General features: G+C 63.9%; 15 protein-coding genes. 6 read left to right on the top strand and 9 right to left on the bottom strand.

Annotation, left to right across the window (positions count from 1 at the left end; all coding sequences use genetic code 11):
- Positions 1–258 precede the first annotated feature (258 nt).
- The 4 genes from SO140_RS04950 to SO140_RS04935 form a co-directional block, all read right to left on the bottom strand.
- Complete coding sequence (locus SO140_RS04950; protein ID WP_449380226.1) at positions 259–2,799, bottom strand: branched-chain amino acid ABC transporter ATP-binding protein/permease; 2,541 nt, start codon at positions 2,797–2,799, stop codon at positions 259–261.
- A complete protein-coding gene (locus SO140_RS04945; RefSeq protein WP_449380227.1) occupies positions 2,796–3,671 on the bottom strand; it encodes a branched-chain amino acid ABC transporter permease in 876 nt (291 codons plus the stop codon). Before SO140_RS04945 ends, SO140_RS04950 begins: the two co-directional genes overlap by 4 nt.
- A gap of 85 nt (positions 3,672–3,756) precedes the next feature.
- Positions 3,757–5,001 carry an ABC transporter substrate-binding protein gene (locus SO140_RS04940; protein ID WP_449380228.1) on the bottom strand — a complete coding sequence of 415 codons (1,245 nt, stop codon included), beginning with the start codon at positions 4,999–5,001 and terminating at the stop codon, positions 3,757–3,759.
- Positions 5,002–5,145: 144 nt separating this feature from the next.
- The gene (locus tag SO140_RS04935; RefSeq protein ID WP_449380229.1) at positions 5,146–6,084 is read right to left on the bottom strand and encodes an IclR family transcriptional regulator; all 939 of its coding nucleotides are present in this window, start codon (positions 6,082–6,084) and stop codon (positions 5,146–5,148) included.
- Between the two features lie 174 nt (positions 6,085–6,258).
- Here SO140_RS04935 and SO140_RS04930 point away from each other — a divergent pair, with 174 nt between their 5' ends.
- Genes SO140_RS04930 through SO140_RS04920 form a run of 3 tightly spaced genes read left to right on the top strand, consistent with a single transcriptional unit; the run spans position 6,259 to position 9,212 of the window.
- Positions 6,259–8,058: a thiamine pyrophosphate-binding protein gene (locus SO140_RS04930; protein WP_498539479.1), complete on the top strand. Its 1,800-nt coding sequence runs from the start codon at positions 6,259–6,261 to the stop codon at positions 8,056–8,058.
- 46 nt (positions 8,059–8,104) lie between these two features.
- Complete coding sequence (locus SO140_RS04925; RefSeq protein WP_449380231.1) at positions 8,105–8,809, top strand: SDR family oxidoreductase; 705 nt, start codon at positions 8,105–8,107, stop codon at positions 8,807–8,809.
- A 19-nt stretch (positions 8,810–8,828) separates the two neighbouring features.
- On the top strand, positions 8,829–9,212 hold the full coding sequence (locus SO140_RS04920; RefSeq protein WP_449380232.1) for a cupin domain-containing protein: 384 nt from the start codon (positions 8,829–8,831) through the stop codon (positions 9,210–9,212).
- Positions 9,213–9,402: 190 nt separating this feature from the next.
- Here SO140_RS04920 and SO140_RS04915 read toward each other — a convergent pair whose 3' ends face one another.
- Both SO140_RS04915 and SO140_RS04910 read right to left on the bottom strand, forming a co-directional pair.
- Entirely contained in the window at positions 9,403–9,873 is a 471-nt protein-coding gene (locus SO140_RS04915; protein WP_449380233.1) for an NUDIX hydrolase, read from the bottom strand.
- A gap of 82 nt (positions 9,874–9,955) precedes the next feature.
- A complete protein-coding gene (locus SO140_RS04910) occupies positions 9,956–10,939 on the bottom strand; it encodes a lytic transglycosylase domain-containing protein (protein WP_449380234.1) in 984 nt (327 codons plus the stop codon).
- 187 nt (positions 10,940–11,126) lie between these two features.
- Between SO140_RS04910 and SO140_RS04905 the strand changes: the two genes are divergently transcribed.
- Complete coding sequence (locus tag SO140_RS04905; RefSeq protein ID WP_498539480.1) at positions 11,127–12,161, top strand: L,D-transpeptidase; 1,035 nt, start codon at positions 11,127–11,129, stop codon at positions 12,159–12,161.
- A gap of 41 nt (positions 12,162–12,202) precedes the next feature.
- On the opposite strand, the gene SO140_RS04900 is transcribed toward SO140_RS04905, so the two are convergent.
- Both SO140_RS04900 and SO140_RS04895 read right to left on the bottom strand, forming a co-directional pair.
- A complete protein-coding gene (locus SO140_RS04900) occupies positions 12,203–12,478 on the bottom strand; it encodes a hypothetical protein (RefSeq protein WP_449380236.1) in 276 nt (91 codons plus the stop codon).
- A gap of 78 nt (positions 12,479–12,556) precedes the next feature.
- Positions 12,557–13,414: a VOC family protein gene (locus tag SO140_RS04895; RefSeq protein ID WP_449380237.1), complete on the bottom strand. Its 858-nt coding sequence runs from the start codon at positions 13,412–13,414 to the stop codon at positions 12,557–12,559.
- A gap of 129 nt (positions 13,415–13,543) precedes the next feature.
- Between SO140_RS04895 and SO140_RS04890 the strand changes: the two genes are divergently transcribed.
- On the top strand, positions 13,544–14,845 hold the full coding sequence (locus tag SO140_RS04890; protein WP_449380238.1) for an NAD(P)/FAD-dependent oxidoreductase: 1,302 nt from the start codon (positions 13,544–13,546) through the stop codon (positions 14,843–14,845).
- An 87-nt stretch (positions 14,846–14,932) separates the two neighbouring features.
- On the opposite strand, the gene SO140_RS04885 is transcribed toward SO140_RS04890, so the two are convergent.
- Entirely contained in the window at positions 14,933–16,357 is a 1,425-nt protein-coding gene (locus tag SO140_RS04885; protein ID WP_449380239.1) for an ABC transporter substrate-binding protein, read from the bottom strand.
- A 217-nt stretch (positions 16,358–16,574) separates the two neighbouring features.
- Between SO140_RS04885 and SO140_RS04880 the strand changes: the two genes are divergently transcribed.
- Positions 16,575–18,413: an ATP-binding protein gene (locus SO140_RS04880; protein ID WP_474799713.1), complete on the top strand. Its 1,839-nt coding sequence runs from the start codon at positions 16,575–16,577 to the stop codon at positions 18,411–18,413.
- Positions 18,414–18,435: the final 22 nt, after the last annotated feature.

Here is an 18,435-nt window from a genome sequence, read left to right as displayed (position 1 = left end):
GGCCCGCCGGACCGATTGCTGATGTCGTTGAGGATGTTTTGCGCGCAAGGTGTCGCGACGCGCCGTTGCCGGGCACGCCGTGGGTCGCTTCAGGGATTTGGCAATGATGGCATTATGCCGGTGATTTGCCCGACGTGTCAAAGGATTTCGTAAAATCGTAAGGCCTGTGCCTCCCGTCCCCGCTACTTTGCATCGGGGTTGTCTTCGAGAGTTTTGATGGGGCTGGCCAAACCGGCCTGACATGGCGCGCCTCGCAGCTTAAAGCCACAGGATCTGCTTGCGATAGCTGAGGTCAGTCAGAAGCGGCTTGGCTGGGCCCTGGTGGAATACCGCGCCGCGCTCCAGCGCGAAGACGCGATCGGCGAGCGCGAGCACGAGGTCGAGATTGTGCTCGACGATCACGATCGACGTGTGTCGCCGGAGCTGGTCGAAAACCTTGAAGAGCTCGAGCGTCACCGCCGGTGCAAGCCCCTCGAAGGGCTCATCGAGCAGCAGCAGGCGAACATTGCCGGACATCGCCCGGGCGACCGCCACCATCTGCTGCTCGCCGCCGGACAGATAATCTGCCGCGACGTTCATGCGCTCCTTCAGTCGCGGGAAGGTGCGCAGGATCTGCGCCTCGTCCCAGACCACGCCGTCGCTGCCGTCGGTCTTGCGTGCGAGGCGGCCGAGCGCGAGGTTCTCCCGGACGGTCATGCCGGCGAACAGGCCGCGGCCCTGCGGCACATAGCCGATGCCGCGGCGCGCGATGTCGGGCGCGTCGAGGTGCACGATGTCCTCGCCGCGATAGTCGATGCTGCCGGATGCCGCGGGCACGAGGCCTGCGAGCGTTTTCAGCAGCGTCGACTTGCCGGCGCCGTTGCGACCCAGGAGCGCGACGATCTCGCCCTCGCGCACGTCGAGCGAGGCGTCGTTCAGAATGTGGCTCTTGCCGTAAAACGTGTTGACGTGCTCGAAGCGCAGGATCGGCTTTGTCGCGCTTGCGGCATCATCGCTGCGCTGATGCGCGACGGCGGGGATGCCCGTGCCGGTGTAGATCTCCTGCACCCGCAGATCTGCGCGCACCGCATTGGGGCAGTCCGACATCAGCACTTCGCCCTGGTTCATCACGGTGACGACGGCTGAGAAGCCGAGCACGCGGTCGATGTCGTGCTCGACGATCAGCACCGGGATGTTGGCGGCGATGTTCTTGACGAGGTTGGAGACGCGCTCGCGCTCGGCGGCGGCAAGGCCCGCGAGCGGCTCGTCGAGCAGCAGCACCTGCGGCTTGCAGCCGAGCGCGATGCCCAAATCAACAAGTCGCTGCCCGCCATAGGAGAGCTCGCCGCCCTCAATCTCCTCGATGCCTTCGAGCCCGAGGAATTTGATCAGCTCAGCCGTCTCGGCGTGGATCTCTTCGTACGCGTCGATGTCGTTCCAGATGTTGAAGCGCATCGGCCGGCGCGCCTGAAGCGAGAGCCTTAGGTTCTCGTAAATGGTGAGGCCGCGGAACAGGTTTGTGATCTGGAACGAGCGTGCCAGCCCCCGATGGCAGATCAGGTTCGATGGTACGCCCGCAACCTCACGGCCGTTGAGGCGGATGCTGCCCTGGTCGGGCGCGTAAAGGCCGGAGACCAGGTTGAACAGCGTGGTCTTGCCGGCGCCGTTCGGCCCGATCAGCGCGTGGATTTCGCCGGCACTGATGCTGATGCTCGCATCGTGCACGGCACGGATGCCGCCGAACTTTTTCGAGACGCCGCTCACCTCGAGCACCGTGCCCTTCAGCGCCTCGGTCCGCAGGAAGGCCGGCAGCGGCAGGCCATCATAGATCTTGCGCCGGCTCATCGCTGCCGACTCTTCGCTGGCAGGCTGGATGCGACGCATGATCAGCGCGCCGATGCCGACGAGGCCGCCGGGCGAAAACATCACGAAGGCGACGAAGGTGATGCCGAACCAGAGCAACCAGTCCGACGTCCAGATCGAGAACAACTCGCGGAACAGGATGAAGAACAACGCGCCTAATGCGGGGCCGAGCATGCTGCGCATGCCGCCGATCACGACCATCGCAAGAAGCTCGCCGGCAAACGGGACGGAGACGGCCTCCGCCGAGACGAGATAGTTCAGGAACGCGATCAGCGCGCCGGCAATGCCTGTGACTACCGCCGAGATCACGAAGACCGCGAGCTTGTAGCGTTCGACCGGATAGCCCTGGAACGTCGCGCGCAGCTGGTTCTCGCGGATCGCGACCAGCACATGGCCGAACGGCGAGCGCGCCAGGCGCAACAGGAGGTAGAGGACGACGAGGCCGATCGTGGCGACGACGGCGTAATAGGCCACCGCATTGTCGAGATCGAGCGGGCCGACGTGGCCGCGCTTCAGCCCGCCGAGACCGTCCTCACCACCGGTCAGGCTCGTCCAGCGGAACGCCGTCGTATAGACCAGTGCCGCGAGCGCCAACGTCAAAAGCGAGAAATAAACGCCGCGCCGGCGCAGGATCAGCGCGCCGACGACCGCCGATGCCGCGCCGACGATAACCGTCGAGAGCAGCAGCGGCAGCCAGATCTCGCCCGGAAAGAAGCGGAGCTGGATCAGGCCTGCCGCGTACGCGCCCACGCCGAACCAGGTGCTGTGGCCGAAGGAGACGAGGCCGGTGTAACCGATGCAGAGGTTGAGCCCCATGGTGGCGATCGCAAGTCCGATCACCCAGGTGCCGGTGTTGAGTGACAGGCCGAGGGCCCTCAGCACGAACGGCAGTGCGATCACTGCGATCGCCGCGATCAGCAGCGGTTTCAGCTTGTCGAAGGTGGACGCCCGCCTCATTCGAACTTCTCGATGCGTTCGCCGAGCAGGCCGCGCGGTCGCACCAGTAGCACCAGGAACATCAGGATGTAGATCGAGGCTTCGCCCGCGGCCGGCTCGAAATGAATGGCGATGCCGCGCACGACGCCGACGAGCAGGGCGGCGATGACGACGCCCCAAAAGCTGCCGAGGCCGCCGATCACGACGACGACGAAGGCGACCGTCATGATCTCGGCGCCCATCGCCGGATGCACGGTCGTGATCGGCGCGAAGAACGCGCCGCCGAGCGCGGCCATGCCGACGCCGAGCATGACGATTGCGGTCATGTAGGGCTGAAGCCGAATGCCGAGCGCGGCCACCATGTCCGGCCGCTGGATGCCGGCGCGCACCACGCGTCCGAACGAGGTCTTGTGCAGGAGCAGCCAGATGCCGACGAGCACCACTGCCACCACCGCCAAGATCAGCAGGCGATAGCGCGAAAACAGAAAATCACCGACGATCACCGAGCCGCGAAAGCTTTGCGGGATCTCGGCCGACACCGGCGCCGCGCCCCAGATCATGCGGATCGCCTGCTCGGCAACCATGGCAAGGCCGAAGGTCACAAGAAGACTGAGGATCGGGTCGGACGTATAGAAACGGCGCAGGATGAAGCGCTCGAAGAGGATGCCGAGCAGCGCCACGGCAAGTGGCGAGATCACCACTGACGCGCCGAAACTGAGGCGATGCGTCAGCTCGACGAAGACATAGGCGCCGAGCGCATAGAAGGCGCCGTGCGCGAGATTGACGATGCCGCCGACGGAGAAGATCAGCGACAGCCCGAGCGCGATGAGCAGGTAATAGCCGCCGAGCACGAGGCCATTCACCACCTGTTCCAGCAAGAACTCGAACTGCATGTTGCGTCCATCACCCTGGCAAAGCGGCGCCGGCTGCTCTGCCGACGCCGCTGGCGCCACTGACCATTTTGCGCGAGAGCGTGCGTCAGGCCTTCATCTCGCAGGGATTCTGTTCCCTGGTCGGATAGATCTGTTCGAGAGGATCGTTCGCCGCCGGCACGGCGTCGCCCAGCACCAGCATGTCCCACTGGTCCTTCATCTGCTCCTTCGGCTTCACCGTGAACGGATAGGCCTCCTGCACGAGCTGATGATCCCAGGAGCGGAAATAGGCCTTGCGCGCCTTGCCGATGTCGAACTCGGACTGCTTCTCGAAATAGCCGATCAGCTCGCCGCTGTCGGTCGACTTGGTCGTGTTGATCGCCTCCGCGAGCAGCTTGAGCGTCACATAGTCGATCCAGGCGTGGTTTTCCGGCGGCTTGCCGTACTTCTTGCTGAAGGCCGTGACGAACGCCTTCGAGGTCGGATTGTCCAGCGTGTGATACCAGACTGTCGGCCAGGTGCCGCTGAGATTGCCGGCGCCCGCCGCCCAGGCATCGCCGGTGTTGAGATTGAAGCCGACCAGCGGATAGGGCAGGCCGAACTCGGCATATTGCTTGACGAGATTGGTGACCTGGTTGCCGGCGAGGTTGCAGCACACCACATCGGGCTTGGCTTGACGCGCTTTCAGAAGATACGGGCTGAAATCGGTGACGTCGGTCGCGATCAGCTCGTCGCCGATCAGATTGGCCTCGTGCGTGCCGAAGAAGGCCTTGGCCGCCTTCAACAGGTCATGACCGAAGATGTAGTCGGCGGTGAGCGTGAAGAATTTCTTACCCTTCACCATGCCCTTCTGCGACAGCGCGGTGCCAACCGCATTGACCATCACGGTGTTGGGGATGTCGCAGTGGAAGGAATATTTGTTGCAGTTCTTGCCGCGCAGCGCGTCGGAGCGCGCGCCGGTCGAGAAGAACACCTTCTTGTTGCGCTCGGCGACCTGCATGATCGTGAGCGAGGACGCCGACGAGATCTCCCCGAGCAGCACGACGGCGCCATCCTGTTCCAGCATCCGCTGCGCCTTGGTCGCGGCGGTCGCGGGGTTGACGGAGTCTTCGGAGAGCAGATCGATCTGCTTGCCCAGGATGCCACCGGACTGGTTGATCTCGTCGGCGGCGAGCTTCACGCCGAGCTGGGCATAGCCGCCGATTACGCCGAGAAAGCCGGTCAGCGGCGTCAGGTGTCCGATCCTGATCTTCTCCACCTGGGCGCGCGCGATGGCGGGAAATCCAAGCGCGGATGCGCCGGCAAACGCCGCGCTCGCCCTTAGCAATGTCCGTCGGCTGGTGCGGATCATCTCAAAGCCTCCTCCCCGGTGCATCGCGGTGTCCCCCTTCAGTATCGACTATGCGATATTGTGAGAGATGCTTTTTTAATGCTGGAGGATAATCCCGAACGCGGTTGCCGGTGTCAACCGGCAAAATCGCCGCTTGCGCGCCACTTAGACTTTTTTCGCTGCTGGCTTGGATGTCGTGGTATTGGCGCCGAACTCCGCGGAGAGACGGTTGGCCGCGACCTGGACGACCTGCGCGCTCGCATGCAGCGCCTGGTTGGACAGTCGCCAGATCGGTCCGGAAATGCCGAGCGCCCCGATCGCCTGTCCGGTGAAATCCAAAACCGGCACGGCGACGCAGCGCACTTCCGAATTGAACTCGCCATCATCGAAGGCGACGCCGGTACGCTGCACCTCGGCGATCTCGCGCATCAGCACGCCAGGATCGGTGATGGATTTCGGCGTCGACGGCTTCAGCTCGGCGCGATCGAGGAAACGCTTGAGCTGTTCGGGACGCAGCGAGGCAAGAATGATCTTGCCCAGTGCCGTGCAATGCGCAGGCCGTACCACGCCGACACGGTCCGTGAGCTGGAACGCGCCCGGCCCGCTGGTGCGCGCGATGACGATGACGGCATCGCCCATGCGCACGGCAAAATGGCTGCTTTCGCTGGTCTCCCGCGACAGATCCTCCAGCACGGGCGTTGCGACATTGACCATCTCGATCTCGTCGAGCGCGGATGCCGCGAGCGCAAACAGTGGACGGCCGATGCGATAGCGCTTGTTGGCCTTTTCCTGCCGGAGATAGCCGAGCGAGACCAGCGTCTTGGCGAGATGAAAAGTGGTCGAGTTGTGCAGGCCGACGAGCTTGCTCAATTCGGCGAGGCCAATCCCTTCGCGATGCCGTGCAACCTCTTCCAGAATCGAGAAGGCGCGGCCGAGCGACTGCACGCCGCCGCCGCGCTGCTTGTCCTCGGCGTCGTCGCCATCCGTCGGGGTCGGCGGGACCAGTTCTGCTATGGCCGCCTTGCGCGGGCTTGCGGGCTTTTCACGAGTGCCGGGCGTGGTGCGCGATCTCAAGGAAAATGCCCCCTTCGATGAATCCATCATGGCTCGAGTCCTGACACTAACACGCGATTGGCAGCGGAGCCTCGCGCGTTTCCCTGGAACGAAGGTTATCACAATATAAATTGACGTACAGCATTATGAGAAATAGGGTGCCGGCGGCTCAACGATGGCCGCCGCATCGAAAAGAAGCCGTCGGGCCGCAGGGAGACGAGTTGAATGTCGCGAAACATGCTCAACGGCGCCCAGGTCATTGTCGACTACCTGATCCAGGAGAAGGTGCCGCAGGTGTTCGGGCTGTGCGGCCACGGCAATATCCAGTTTATCGACGCGCTGTATGAGCGTTCGTCCGAGATCAAGACGATTTCGGTTCATCATGAGAGCGTCGCCGGCTTCATGGCCGACGTTTACTACCGCGTCTCCGGGCGTCCGACTGCGACTTTCACCTCCTGCGGGCCAGGGTCGGCCAATTTGCCGATTTCGCTTGCGAATGCCTTTCTCGATTCCGTGCCGTTCATGGCGATCACTGGCAACGTGCCGACCAGCCAGTTCAATCGCGGCGCGTTCCAGGAAATGTACCGGCACCATCAGGCCGATTTTCCCTCCACGGTGCGTTCGATCTGCAAGAAGGTGTTTCAGCCGACGCGCGGCGAGATGGTGCCGCTTGCGGTGCGGCAGGCCTGGAAGACCATGATCACGGGACGGCCGGGGCCGGTGGTGGTCGACGTCCCCTTCGATGTCTTCATGGAGTCGGCCGCGGAAGAAGCACCGAAGGCGATCGACTGGAACGCAAATATCTCCAGCCGCTGCGGCGCCGATCCCGAAGGCGTGGTCAAGGCGGTCGATATGCTGCTCGCTGCCGAGCGCCCTGTGATGCTGGTCGGGCAGGGCGTGCGTTACGGCGGTGCTGCGGACGAGCTCCGCTGGCTCGCCGAGCGGCTGCAGATTCCGGTTGCGGCGTCAGCCTCTGGTCTCGGCGCGCTCGACGTCAGTCATCCGCTGGCGCTCGGTCTCGTCGCGCGTGCCGGGCACTATCAGGCCAATCACGCAACGCGTCAGGCCGATGTGCTGCTCGCCCTCGGCGTTCGCTTCGACGATCGCACCTCGAGCTCGTGGATTCCCGGTTATTCCTTCACCATCCCGCCGACCCGGCTCATCCACGTCGACATCGACCCCGAGGAGATCGGCCGCAACTATCCGGTCGCGCTCGGGCTGATGGCCGACGTCCGCACCTTCCTGCGGCAGGTGCATGCCGAGCTCGATCGTCGCGACAACCTGTTCAGGAAGTCCGATGCGCGCAAGAAATGGCTGGCGCAGATCGATGGCTACCGCAGGGAATGGGACAAGTTCGTCGCGCCTGGCTTTTCCGACGACACTACCCCGATCAACCCGCAGCGCGCCGCTGCCGAGATCGACAAGGCGCTCCCGGAGGACGCCATCCTCGTCAGTGACATCGGCGTGCACCACAACTGGCTCTTGGGCTTCTGCAAGCCGAAGCGGCCGGATTCGCTGATCGGCTCGATGGGGTTTGGTCCGATGGGCTTTGGCGTCGCCGGGGTGATGGGTGCGAAGTTCGCCGCGCCCGATCGGCCCTGTGTGTCGGTGTGCGGCGACGGCGCCTTCTTCATGCATGCCAACGTGCTGGGTACCGCCGTCGAATATGATCTGCCCGTGGTGTGGGTGGTCTGGAACAACTACGCCTATGCTTCGATCCGCGGCTTGCAGCGTGGCTATCTCGGCGGCCGCGAGCTCGCGACGGACTTCAAGGACCCTGTCAGCGGCCAGCGCTACAATCCTGATTTCGCGGCGATGGCGCGCTCCTGCGGGGTCGAGGGCGTGCGGGTGGATCGCGCCGCAGATATCGGCGAGGCCATCCGCAAGGGCATCGCGGCCAACAAGCCCTATCTCATCGACGTTGATATCGCCGCCGACGTCAACCCGGCCGGGGCCGGCGTGTGGGAGCTGCCGGGCCTCGGCCAAAGCAAGGCGGGCATCGGCACGCGCTATCAGCCGGGCTGATCGCGCGCGACGCGACTTTCAAGACGCAACATCAGGGGACACGGGAATGACGCTCGCAGGCAGGAAGGTCGTGGTGGTCGGTGGCTCCTCCGGCATTGGGCTTGCCACAGCCGAGCTCGCCAAGAAGCAGGGCGCGGACGTCATCATCGCCTCACGCAATGCTGCGAAGCTCGACGCCGTCGCCGAGCGGCTGAATGTGATTGCGATCCCGGCCGACGTGACCAGCGATGGGAGCGTCGCCGATCTGTTCCGACGCACCGGCGCGGTCGATCACGTCGTTCTGACCGCGGCACAGCTCAAGACGGGTCCGTTCAAGACGGTCGCCATGGACGACGTGCGCGGCACGATGGAAGGAAAGTTCTGGGGTGCCTGGCGCGTGGCGCGCGAGGCAGAGATCAGGCCTGGCGGCTCGCTCACGCTGGTCACCGGCTTTCTCAGCGTGCGGCCGCGTCCGAACTCGGCGATCATCAGCGCCGCGAACGGTGCGCTGGAATCGCTGGCACGAGCCCTCGCGCTGGAGCTTGCGCCGGTGCGCGTCAATGCGGTGTCGCCGGGCGTGGTCGACACGCCGATCCGCGCCGCGATGCCGGAAGCGGCGCGGCGCGAGATGCTGGCGAAGACGGCCGCCGCGCTGCCGGTTGGCCGCGTCGGCGCAGCCGAAGACATCGCGCAGCAGATCCTGAGCTTCATGGTCAACGGCTTCGCCACCGGATCGATCGTCTATGTCGATGGTGGCGCGCTCGTGAACTGATCCGGAAGGGAGTTCGATCATGGCAGATGAAACCAACGGCGCCTTCATCCGTAACATCGCCGAAGTGCCCTGGCGCGAATTCCCCAACCATTTCGGCGGCGCCTTGTCGAAACCGCTGGTGATGCCGGAGAATTCGGGCTCGCGTCACATCGACTACCGTATCTCGATGTACCAGCCGATGGCTCATGTCGCCCGCCACCATCACAAGGTGCAGGAGCAGGTCTACCACGTCCTCGAAGGCGAGGGGTTGATGGAGATCGCGGGCAAGAACCGTGTCGTGCGCAAGCACGACGTCATCTTCCTGCCGCCTGGTGTCGAACACGCGATTTCCAACTCAGGCCTGGTCGATCTCGTGTTCCTGGTGGTCACCTCGCCGGTGACGGATGACGAGAAGCCGGTCTGAGCGGGCAGTACCGGAAGGGAATGGGCGTCCTGGGGATTTCGAGATGATGGCAATTTGCCACTGATTTGCCCGACGTGTCAAATGATTTCGTAAAAGACGAAGTCGATCATGCCGGCGACATCCGGCTACTTTGCATGGGGTTGTTTTCGAGATTTTGCCCTGAGGCGTTGGCGCGGCGCGCCAACGCGAGCTATCCCGAGCCGCCGTCGACGCGCTGCGCCAGCCGATCGAGCAGCGGACGCTGGCCCGCATTGATCTTCTCGTGTGCCGTATCGAGCACGAACCATTCGGCGCGGTCGACCTCGGGAAAGCGCCGCCGCTTGCCGCTGCGCGGTGGCCATTCGATCTCGAACGTGTTGCTGCGAATAGACTGCGGATCGATATCGAACTTCGTGGCGAACGCCGTGACAATCTTGCCGCCGCGTTGCTTGACCTGACCGAGCTCGAGCAGCGGCACCGTCAGCTCGAATCCGAGCTCCTCGGCGAACTCCCGCCGCGCGGCTGCCTCGGCGTTCTGGCCCTCAAGATATTCGCCCTTCGGGATCGACCAGGCACCCAGATCCTTGTTGCGCCAGAATGGCCCGCCGGGATGTACGAGCAGGACCTCGATGCCCGATGGCCGCATCCGATAGGCGATGATCCCGGCACTCTTCAACGACATCGCAGGTTCCGTGGCCTGTCCGTCTTGCGTGCATTTCAACACAGGTCGGAAGCCAGCAAAAGATCGTCGAGGGGCTTCCGTATCAGCTCGAAGATCGCTCGCGCAATGCGATGCGAACGGCGTGGGTCTTTGCGCTTCTCGCCGCGCGTGCGGCGATCATGCTGCGCGCCTTACCGAGCCGCGTAGCACTGGCCGACGGTGTGCTTTTCTTGAGCACCAGTGCGAGCCGCTTGCGTGCTTGGTACGCGGCGAGCTTTGCCGTGGCCACCGCGGCTTGCGCCTTCTGGATTAGTGCCGTGACACTTGCTGCAGGTGAGGCCGAGACGAACGCGACCTCCTTGGTCTTGGATAACCCGCCGACGCCTTCGCACGGCGCTTCGCTGGGAAGATCAATTCGGATCGCGAGCATGTCGGCGTCCTCGATCCAGTCTTCCGCCCTGGTGCCGGTGATGATGCGGACGTAATCACGTGTCTCGCGCGGAAGTGCGCTCTGCTTCGCCAGCCATTTCTGGATGCGGCCGCTGCCGGCGTTGTAGGCGGCTGCGGCGAGGCCAAGATTGCCGAAATCATCACGCAGCTTGCGCAGCAGCCTTGCGGACGCGGGCAGCGCCTTGAACGGATCAAAGGGATCGTCGAGCCCGACTTCGGCTGCGGTTTCCGGCATGAATTGCGCGACGCCTCGCGCCCCGGCGTGGCTGACCTCGTTCGAGCGGAAGCGGCTCTCTTGCCAGATCAGGCGTGCAAAGAACGGGACCGGGATTTCGCTGTTCTCGGCGGCCTCGCGCAGTGCGTGACAGAATGCATCGTGCGGCGACCCTTCCGCCTTGCGTTCGGTGCTGGTATCCGCCGGCGCGTCTGACGGGGCAGAATTCTCTTGTGCGGGTGTCGCATTCGACTGCTCGTCGGCCTTGGCCCTTTCAAACAGCGCTGCGAAGGCGGTGGAGATTTGTTCGGATGGACTGATTGCGATGAGGAGAGTGTTGGCGCTCGATGGCGGATTGGCCGGTCCATCGAGGTCGAGCATCAGGACGAGGAACGCGGCGAGCGCCGCGAAAACAAATCGCATTGCTTGGGTGAGCCTCAATTGTAGCTGGGTTGGCCGCAAATGCGCTGCGGATAGGGACTTTTTGACGAGTCGATTGCGGCGAAGCTGCGATCTTTGCTGTTCCGTGCAGGAACACCGTATTTTCCTCGCTCTGGAACTTCGTCGCGTTCCGTGACTTTACGGAGAAGTCCCTGGCTGAGGATGCAGCATGTTGCGAACGCTTGCCGCCGTGGTGCTCTCGTTCCTTGCGGTGACGCCTGTCATCGCAGGTGGCCTCGATGCCGCTGCGATCAACGACGCGGTCATGCCCGCGAAGCCGACAGGCTCCGATAAGCCGAGCAGCTCCGTCGTCAAGCTTCAGATCCTGCTCGACCGGGCGCACTTCTCGCCCGGCGAGATCGACGGCAAGCTCGGCGAGAACGCGCAGAAGGCGTTGTCCGCTTTTGCCGAAGCAAATGAGCTAAATCTCGAGAAGACGATCACGCCGCATCTCTGGGACAAGCTCACGGCGACGAGCGACGGCCCGGTCATCGTCGACTACAGGATCACGGAAGCAGATGTGAAGGGACCGTTTCTCAAGAAGCTGCCGGCGAAGATGGAGGCCATGAAGAGTCTCGCGGCGCTGAACTACACGAGTCCGCGCGAAGCGCTCGCGGAGAAATTCCACATGAGCGAGGCGTTGCTCAGCGCGATCAACCCCGGAGAAAAGTTCGACAAGGCGGGCGAGATGATCGCCGTTGCAAATGTCATTGGGCAGCCGAATGCGATGCCGGTCGCACGCGTCGAGATCGACAAGGCGCGGCAGACGCTGAGGGCGTTCGACGCCAGCGGAAAGCTGCTCGCGTTCTATCCTGCGACAGTCGGCAGTTCAGAGAAGCCGACGCCGAGCGGCACGCTGAAAGTGACGGCCATCAATCAAAATCCGACCTATCGCTACAATCCGGATTACAGGTTCAAGGGCGTGAAATCGAGAAGGCCTTTCACGATCAGGCCCGGCCCGAACAACCCTGTCGGCTCGACCTGGATCAACCTGTCCGCCGAAGGCTATGGCATTCACGGCACCCCCGATCCCGGCAAGGTGAGCAAGTCGGCTTCGCACGGTTGCGTCCGGCTGACCAACTGGGATGCGCTGGCGCTCAGTGCGAACATCAAGCGCGGAACGCCGGTGGCGTTTCTGGACCGGCCGGGAGAAGCGACAACGCCTGCGCAGAACAGGCCGCTCGCAAAGAGCTCGCGGATGTAGCCTACTTGCAAGACAATCGTCGTCCCCAGACGGAGGCGCGGCTAGTCCTTGGGAAAGTCCTTGCGCATTGCGATCTCGGCGGCATCGCCAGGCGACAGCACGGTTTGGTCGAAGGCCGGCTGCGGCCTCGTCATGATGTCGTACAGCGAGATGCCCTTGATGGGCTTTGCCATCAGCTCGCGCACGCATTCGGCGAGCGTGCCGTTGTAGACGAGATAGGGCGGGCCTCGGTCCTTGAGGCGCTGGCCCTTCAGCGATGGCCACTTCTTCAGTTCGGCCGGCGCATCATAGGCGATCGGCGAGCTTTCTCTAAACATGCGCGTGAGCCCTGCGGCTTGATCTGCCGGGGACCCTAAGGCCCCCGGAGTAAACGCATGCTAAAGAATTACTTCAAATCAGCCGGCAACGAAGGCGAGCAAGGTGCCGTTGGCGGCGGCCGGCGCTACGCAGATCGCAGCGCCGCTGCGCATGGCGGCTGCACCGAGGGCCTTCTCGGTCGCCGCGAGATCGCCGCTGACCAGCACAAGTGCTGCACCACCGCGTTCGGCAAGACCTGCGAGCGGAACGCCAGGATAGCGCTTCCCGAGCTGGTCGAGCGTCAAGAACACGAAGTCGGCGCGGTCGCCGCCGGAGGGCACGGTCGCCGCGCCGTCGGCTTCTGCTTTTGGCTCGCGGTCGATCAGGCGTGACAGGTGCGCGGCGTCCTTTGCGGGTTCGGGGCTTGCAATCAGCACCTGCTTCAACCGCTTCGCTCCGTTGGGGTGCGTCATCAGTTCGGGAATCCATACCGTCTCGCGTGTCTTGTGCTGGCAGGCGAAGATGCGCACGCCGCCCGGCGCTTCCGCGACGGGCCACTGGAAGACGCGGAATTTCGCCGCCGACACAGTGCCGTTTGGCAGCGTCACCGGCCGCTCGAAGTCAACCGGGCCGACCGGTGGAAATCCGTGCGCGCGGATCTCCTCCGCGCCGGCCGTGGAATCGACCGCGGTAAAGGCGATGCGCTCGATGCCGTCGCCGCGCTTTTCGAGAAAGGCGCGTGCCGGAGCATTCTGTTCTGTCGGCGCGAGCACTCCGAGCAATTCCATATAGTCGGGGTCGAACATGATGGTGTAATTGCCCGATCCCATATGTGCGCTGTGAGTGCCGCGCGGCGAGACGGTGAAGCCGAGCCGCTTGTAGTTTTCCGCGGCCTTGTCGAGATCCTTCACCATGACCACGGCGTGGTCGATTCCGATGACGTTTTTGAGGGCCACTTGATTTCCTCGGCATGAATGGGTGGATTAGGCTGCGGAGGACGACAACGCACCTGCAAGCGGCTGTCAACTGCGACAGCCGCAGATGCGGTATCTCGTGGCGCTTGGGACAATTTGGAAAGATTGATGATGAGTGGTTCATCCGTCGCCTGGCCGCATTCGCTGTGGGCCGCGGTCACGCCGCGGGGGCCCGAATTGCCGGAGCTGATTGGAGCTGAGAAGGCGGATGTGGTCGTGGTCGGCGGCGGCTTCACGGGGCTGTCTACGGCGTTGCACTTGCGCGAAGCCGGTGTCGACGTCGCGATCGTGGAGGCGGCCGAGCCGGGCTGGGGCGCCTCCGGCCGCAACAACGGCCAGGTGATCCCGACTTTGTCGCGCCCCGATCCCGAGGACATCATCGCGCGACACGGCGCGGTGGGCGAGCGTTTCGTCCACCTGTTGCGCGACAGCGCATCGGCGTTGTTCGACGTGGCGCGGCGTTACGGTATCGAGGCCGAGCAGGAGCAGGCCGGCTGGGTGCAGCCGGTGCATTCGCCGGGCCGCATCAAGATCGCGGAGCGGCGGGTGCGGCAATGGTCGAAATTCGGCGCGCCCGTCGAACTGCTGTCGCGCGAGCAGGTGAGGGACATGCTGGGCTCGGATGCCTGGTATGGCGGCTTCTGGAACAGCACCGGCGGCCACATCAATCCGCTGGCGCTGGCGCGCGGACTGGCGCGCAGCGTCCTCGGCCTCGGCGCGCGCATCTACGCACGCTCCCCGGCCGTGAGTTTTGAGCGGCGCAACGACAGATGGGTGGTGAAGACGGAGAAGGGTGAGATTTCCGGCCGTGCACTGGTGATGGCGACCAATGCCTATAGCGGCGAGTTCTCCAAGCGACTCGTGCCCGACATCGCGCATGAGGTGATGCCGGTGCTGTCCTGGCAGATGGCGACGCAGCCGCTCTCGGACAATGCCAGGAAGACCATCATCCCCGCGCGGCAGGCGATGTCGGATACCCACGGCGAACTTTATTTTGCCCGTTACGACGCGCGCAATCGCCTCGTCACCGGCGGCGCGGTGATCGGGCCCGGCAACAAGGCGGGGCGGCTGAAGGCGCGCGTCACCGAGCGTTTGCAGCGGCTCTGGCCGCAGATCGGTGAGGTCAGCTTCGACTATGTCTGGAACGGCTACGTCGGCATGACCTCGGATTTTTTGCCGCGGATCCACAGGCTCGGGCCGGATGCGTATGGCTGGACCGGCTGCAACGGCCGCGCGGTGGCACTGACGATCCCGCTCGGCGACCAGCTCGCCAAAGCCGTGCGTGGCGTGCCGGACAGCGAGCTCGCACTGCCGTTCACCAATCCGGTGCCGATCCCGGCGCACGGTCTGATGCGCAAGCTCGCGCCGCTGATGCTGCTGGTCTACCGGCGCCGCGACGCGCGCGAGATCTAAAAGCATGATCCGGAAAAGTGTGCAGCGGCTTTCCGAAAAGATCATGCGCAAATGAAGAGCTGGAGCGAGCCACTTTCGTTGCGGCTGCTATCCGCGGATCGCCGCATTCGCGCGTTCGGCGGCGACAGGCATCACCGCCTTCGCCGTCTTGTTGCCGGAGACCACTTCATTGACGCCGATCATGAAGGCGTCGAGGAGGCGCCGCTGTTGCGGATGGAACAGGATCGCCTTGGCGCGCTCGACATCGGCGTCCTGCAGGTTCGCCAGCGCGGCCTCGGCGGCCTGCGCGCCGAACGCATCCTTGAAGGCCTGGCTCGACCAGGCGGAGACGCGAGTTGTCGCAAGCCCGGCAGCAGCGGTTTGCAGCGAGGTCGGCCTGCTCGTCGCCCAGAGCAGGAACAGGAACGCGGCCCGCTTGTTCTGCGACTTTGAATTCACGCAGGCCTGCCAGTGCGACATGAAGGGGACGGGCGTCTTGCCGGGAAGGTGCGGGAAGGGTGCGAACCCCGCTTGCCTGGCGACGCGGCTCTTCCCCGGATTGGAGATGTCGGTGGCGAAGTTGCTGCTGTCGATCGCCATTGCGGTTCTCGCTTGGAGGAAATCGTCGAGCACCTGGTACCACTCATAGGTGCCCACATTGGCAGGTCCTGCCTGGCTGAGCAGCCGCGCATACATGTCGATGGCCTCGATCGCCTCGGCGCTGCCGAAGGCCGCGGTGCCATCCTTGTTGACCATGGACCCGCCGTAGGAAAACACGAAACCCATCGCCGGCGGGGTCGAATTGCCCCCGGCTTGCGCCCGCATCGCAATTCCAGCCATATCGCTGCTCTTGACCGCCTTGGCGGTCGCGAACAACTCGTCGAAGGTCTGCGGCACCGGCAGGTTCTTGGCCGCCAGCGCATCGGTGTTGATGAACAGGGTCATCGCCTCGGAGGTGATGGGAACGGCGTAGCGCTCGCCGTCGGACCACACCGGAAAGGCGCGCGCGGTCTTGAGGAGATCGCTCTCGTCATACCAGGCGGGATCGGTCAGCGACTTGTCCGCGTAATGGGCGTTGAGCGGCTCGAGCCATCCGCCCGAGATGCCTTGGCCATAGGTCGTGAACATGAAAACGTCAGGCGTATTGCCGCCGCGCGCGAGCAGAACGGGGATCGCGCTCAAATAGGTGGTCTCAAGCTGGAAGTCGGTGACGACCTTGATGCCGGTGAGCTTGGTAAACTCCGGCAGCAGTGGCGCGATCGCGCTCGACCATGGATGGATCGCGCCCATCAGCGAGATCGTCTGCCCCGCAGATTGCTTCCAGTCGATCTTGGCGTTGGCAAAGACCGCGCTGGCCTCCTCGGCGAGGCTGCTGCCCGGCCACGCCGTGAGGGTCGGCAAGATGGCACCTGCCATGCCCAATGTCTTGATGAAGCTGCGCCGGCTGGTCGGCGCTCGCCCGTTACACGAGTTCTCACGTTGCGGTTTTTCGCTTTGTGATTTGTCGCTTTGTGATTTTTCTCTTGGCGCCATGTTGATGCTCCTCGTTGTGGTCAGTCGTTCACAACACACAACCTGTGACGCGCCCCGGCTTCGTCAAAGCCGAATGATCAACTCCGAAGCCGGAGTAACATGCGGAGAATATTGAGTTTCCGGCTCTCCAATGCGGGCCGGTTCATGCTATCATTCTAGCCATGCTCTGGCGTAGGCTCCTGAAGATGCGCCCGCGAGCATGGAAGACTTAACGCCAATGTCAATCCTTGCTTCGGGCCATAGCTTGCGATGGTTTGCGCGGCCGCTGATCCCAGTGGTTGCGGGGCTCGTCGCTCTGCTCGCCGTGACCGGAGTTCTCGGCCTGCACTACTGGCGCGATCGGCAGGCGCTCAATGTTTCGCTCGCGCACAGCCGCAACGTGTTCGAGACGTTCGATCGTCTCAAGGCGATCATCGCCGACCTGGAGGCCGAAAGGCACGGTTATCTGCTCACCCTCGATCCCGCCTATCTGAAGGCTTACGGCGTCTCCGACGAAAGCGTGCGACGGCAGGCCGAGGCGCTCCAGGCGCTCGTCGTGAAAGACCCGTTGCAGAGCCTGCGCGCCGAGCATCTTGCCTTGACCCTTTCGGCGAAGCTCAAGGAGATCGACGACATCGTCAAGACGGCAGCGCGCGAATCCGGGTTGGCGGCGCTGGCGATGATCCGAGGCATGGAGGACATCCGGTCGCAAATCGACCTCATGGTTGATCAGGAACGGCTCCGCCAGGTAGATCTCGACAAAGCCGCTGACGAGCTCGAGCAGCGGAGGACCCGGCTCACCATCGCGACTGTCGTCTTCGTCGTCGCGTTGGCCGGTGCGGCACTGGCGCTGGCGCGCATCGAGGCGAGACGGCGGCGGATGGCGACCGAGGAGAACGTCCAGCTCCAGAGCGACCTCCTGGCGCGCGACAGGAAGATCCGGCGGCTGTTCGATTCCAACATCATCGGAATCATCATCTGGGATCTCGAAGGTCGCATTTTCGAGGCCAATGATGCGTTCTTGCGGATCATCGGATATGACCGCGAAGACCTCGCCGCGGGCCGTCTGCATCGCGCCACGCTCACACCGACCGAATGGCATGGCCACGACGCGCAGCACGTCGCCGAACTCGAGCGGATCGGCACCGTCCAGCCGTTCGAGAAGGAGTATTTTCGCAAGGACGGCAGCCGTGTGCCGGTCCTGATCGGCGGGGCAATGTTCGAAGACAACAGAAGCCAGGGCGTCGGCTTCGTTCTCGATCTCAGCGAACTCAAGCGGGTGGAGGCCGAGGCGCGAGAGAACGAGCGGCGCTACCGCGAGGCCCTGATGGAACTCGCGCACACCAACCGCGTCACGACCATGGGCGAGCTGACGGCCTCGATCGCGCATGAAATCAGCCAGCCGATCGCCGCTACCGTGGCGAACGCGCGAGCTGGATTGAACTGGCTCGGCGCCCGGCCGCCAAACCTCGACGAAGTTGGGCAGACGCTGGGCTGGATCATCAGCGACGGCATGCGGGCCAGCGAGATCATCAGCCGGATCCGTGCGCTCATCAAGAACGCCCCGCCGCAGATGGAGGACCTTGAGATCAATCAGCTGGTGCGCGAGGTCATGACCTTGACGCACAGCGAAATGCTGAAGCACGACGTCACGGTGCGGATGCAGTTCGCCGAAGGCTTGCCGCCGGTTCAAGCGGACCGAGTCCAGCTCCAGCAGGTGGTTCTCAACCTGATCATCAATGCCGTCGAGGCGATGAGCCACGTCCGCGAAGGCGCGCGCGAGCTGTTCATCTCCACCGGCAGGAACGATACGAACGGCGTCGTCATCAGCGTGCGGGATTCTGGCCCGGGGCTCGATCCGAAGAGCGTGGGCCGCATGTTCGAGCCGTTCTACACCACCAAGTCTGAAGGCATGGGGATGGGGCTGGCCATCTGCCATTCGATCATCGAGGCGCATGGCGGGAAGATGTGGGCCGGCGCGAACGAACCGCGGGGAGCGGCGTTCCAGTTCACCCTGCCTTTGGCCGAGGAGACCGCGCGCATCGGAAAGGCCGCTCCGGCGCCGGCATTGGGCTGAAGCGCCGCGGCCAAATGACGCA

It is taken from the genome of Bradyrhizobium sp. UFLA05-108 (genome assembly GCF_059803455.1).
The sequence above is the reverse complement of the archived record's forward strand: the minus strand, read 5'-3'. Positions and strand labels throughout refer to the sequence as shown.

Coding starts and splice junctions, on each gene's coding strand:
- SO140_RS04905 (WP_498539480.1), top strand. CDS start 11,127: ATGTTGCGAACGCTTGCCGCCGTGGTGCTCTCGTTCCTTGCGGTGACG.
- SO140_RS04885 (WP_449380239.1), bottom strand. CDS start 16,357: ATGGCGCCAAGAGAAAAATCACAAAGCGACAAATCACAAAGCGAAAAA.
- SO140_RS04910 (WP_449380234.1), bottom strand. CDS start 10,939: ATGCGATTTGTTTTCGCGGCGCTCGCCGCGTTCCTCGTCCTGATGCTC.
- SO140_RS04940 (WP_449380228.1), bottom strand. CDS start 5,001: ATGATCCGCACCAGCCGACGGACATTGCTAAGGGCGAGCGCGGCGTTT.
- SO140_RS04935 (WP_449380229.1), bottom strand. CDS start 6,084: ATGATGGATTCATCGAAGGGGGCATTTTCCTTGAGATCGCGCACCACG.
- SO140_RS04915 (WP_449380233.1), bottom strand. CDS start 9,873: ATGTCGTTGAAGAGTGCCGGGATCATCGCCTATCGGATGCGGCCATCG.
- SO140_RS04880 (WP_474799713.1), top strand. CDS start 16,575: ATGTCAATCCTTGCTTCGGGCCATAGCTTGCGATGGTTTGCGCGGCCG.
- SO140_RS04900 (WP_449380236.1), bottom strand. CDS start 12,478: ATGTTTAGAGAAAGCTCGCCGATCGCCTATGATGCGCCGGCCGAACTG.
- SO140_RS04950 (WP_449380226.1), bottom strand. CDS start 2,799: ATGAGGCGGGCGTCCACCTTCGACAAGCTGAAACCGCTGCTGATCGCG.
- SO140_RS04890 (WP_449380238.1), top strand. CDS start 13,544: ATGAGTGGTTCATCCGTCGCCTGGCCGCATTCGCTGTGGGCCGCGGTC.
- SO140_RS04930 (WP_498539479.1), top strand. CDS start 6,259: ATGTCGCGAAACATGCTCAACGGCGCCCAGGTCATTGTCGACTACCTG.
- SO140_RS04920 (WP_449380232.1), top strand. CDS start 8,829: ATGGCAGATGAAACCAACGGCGCCTTCATCCGTAACATCGCCGAAGTG.
- SO140_RS04945 (WP_449380227.1), bottom strand. CDS start 3,671: ATGCAGTTCGAGTTCTTGCTGGAACAGGTGGTGAATGGCCTCGTGCTC.
- SO140_RS04925 (WP_449380231.1), top strand. CDS start 8,105: ATGACGCTCGCAGGCAGGAAGGTCGTGGTGGTCGGTGGCTCCTCCGGC.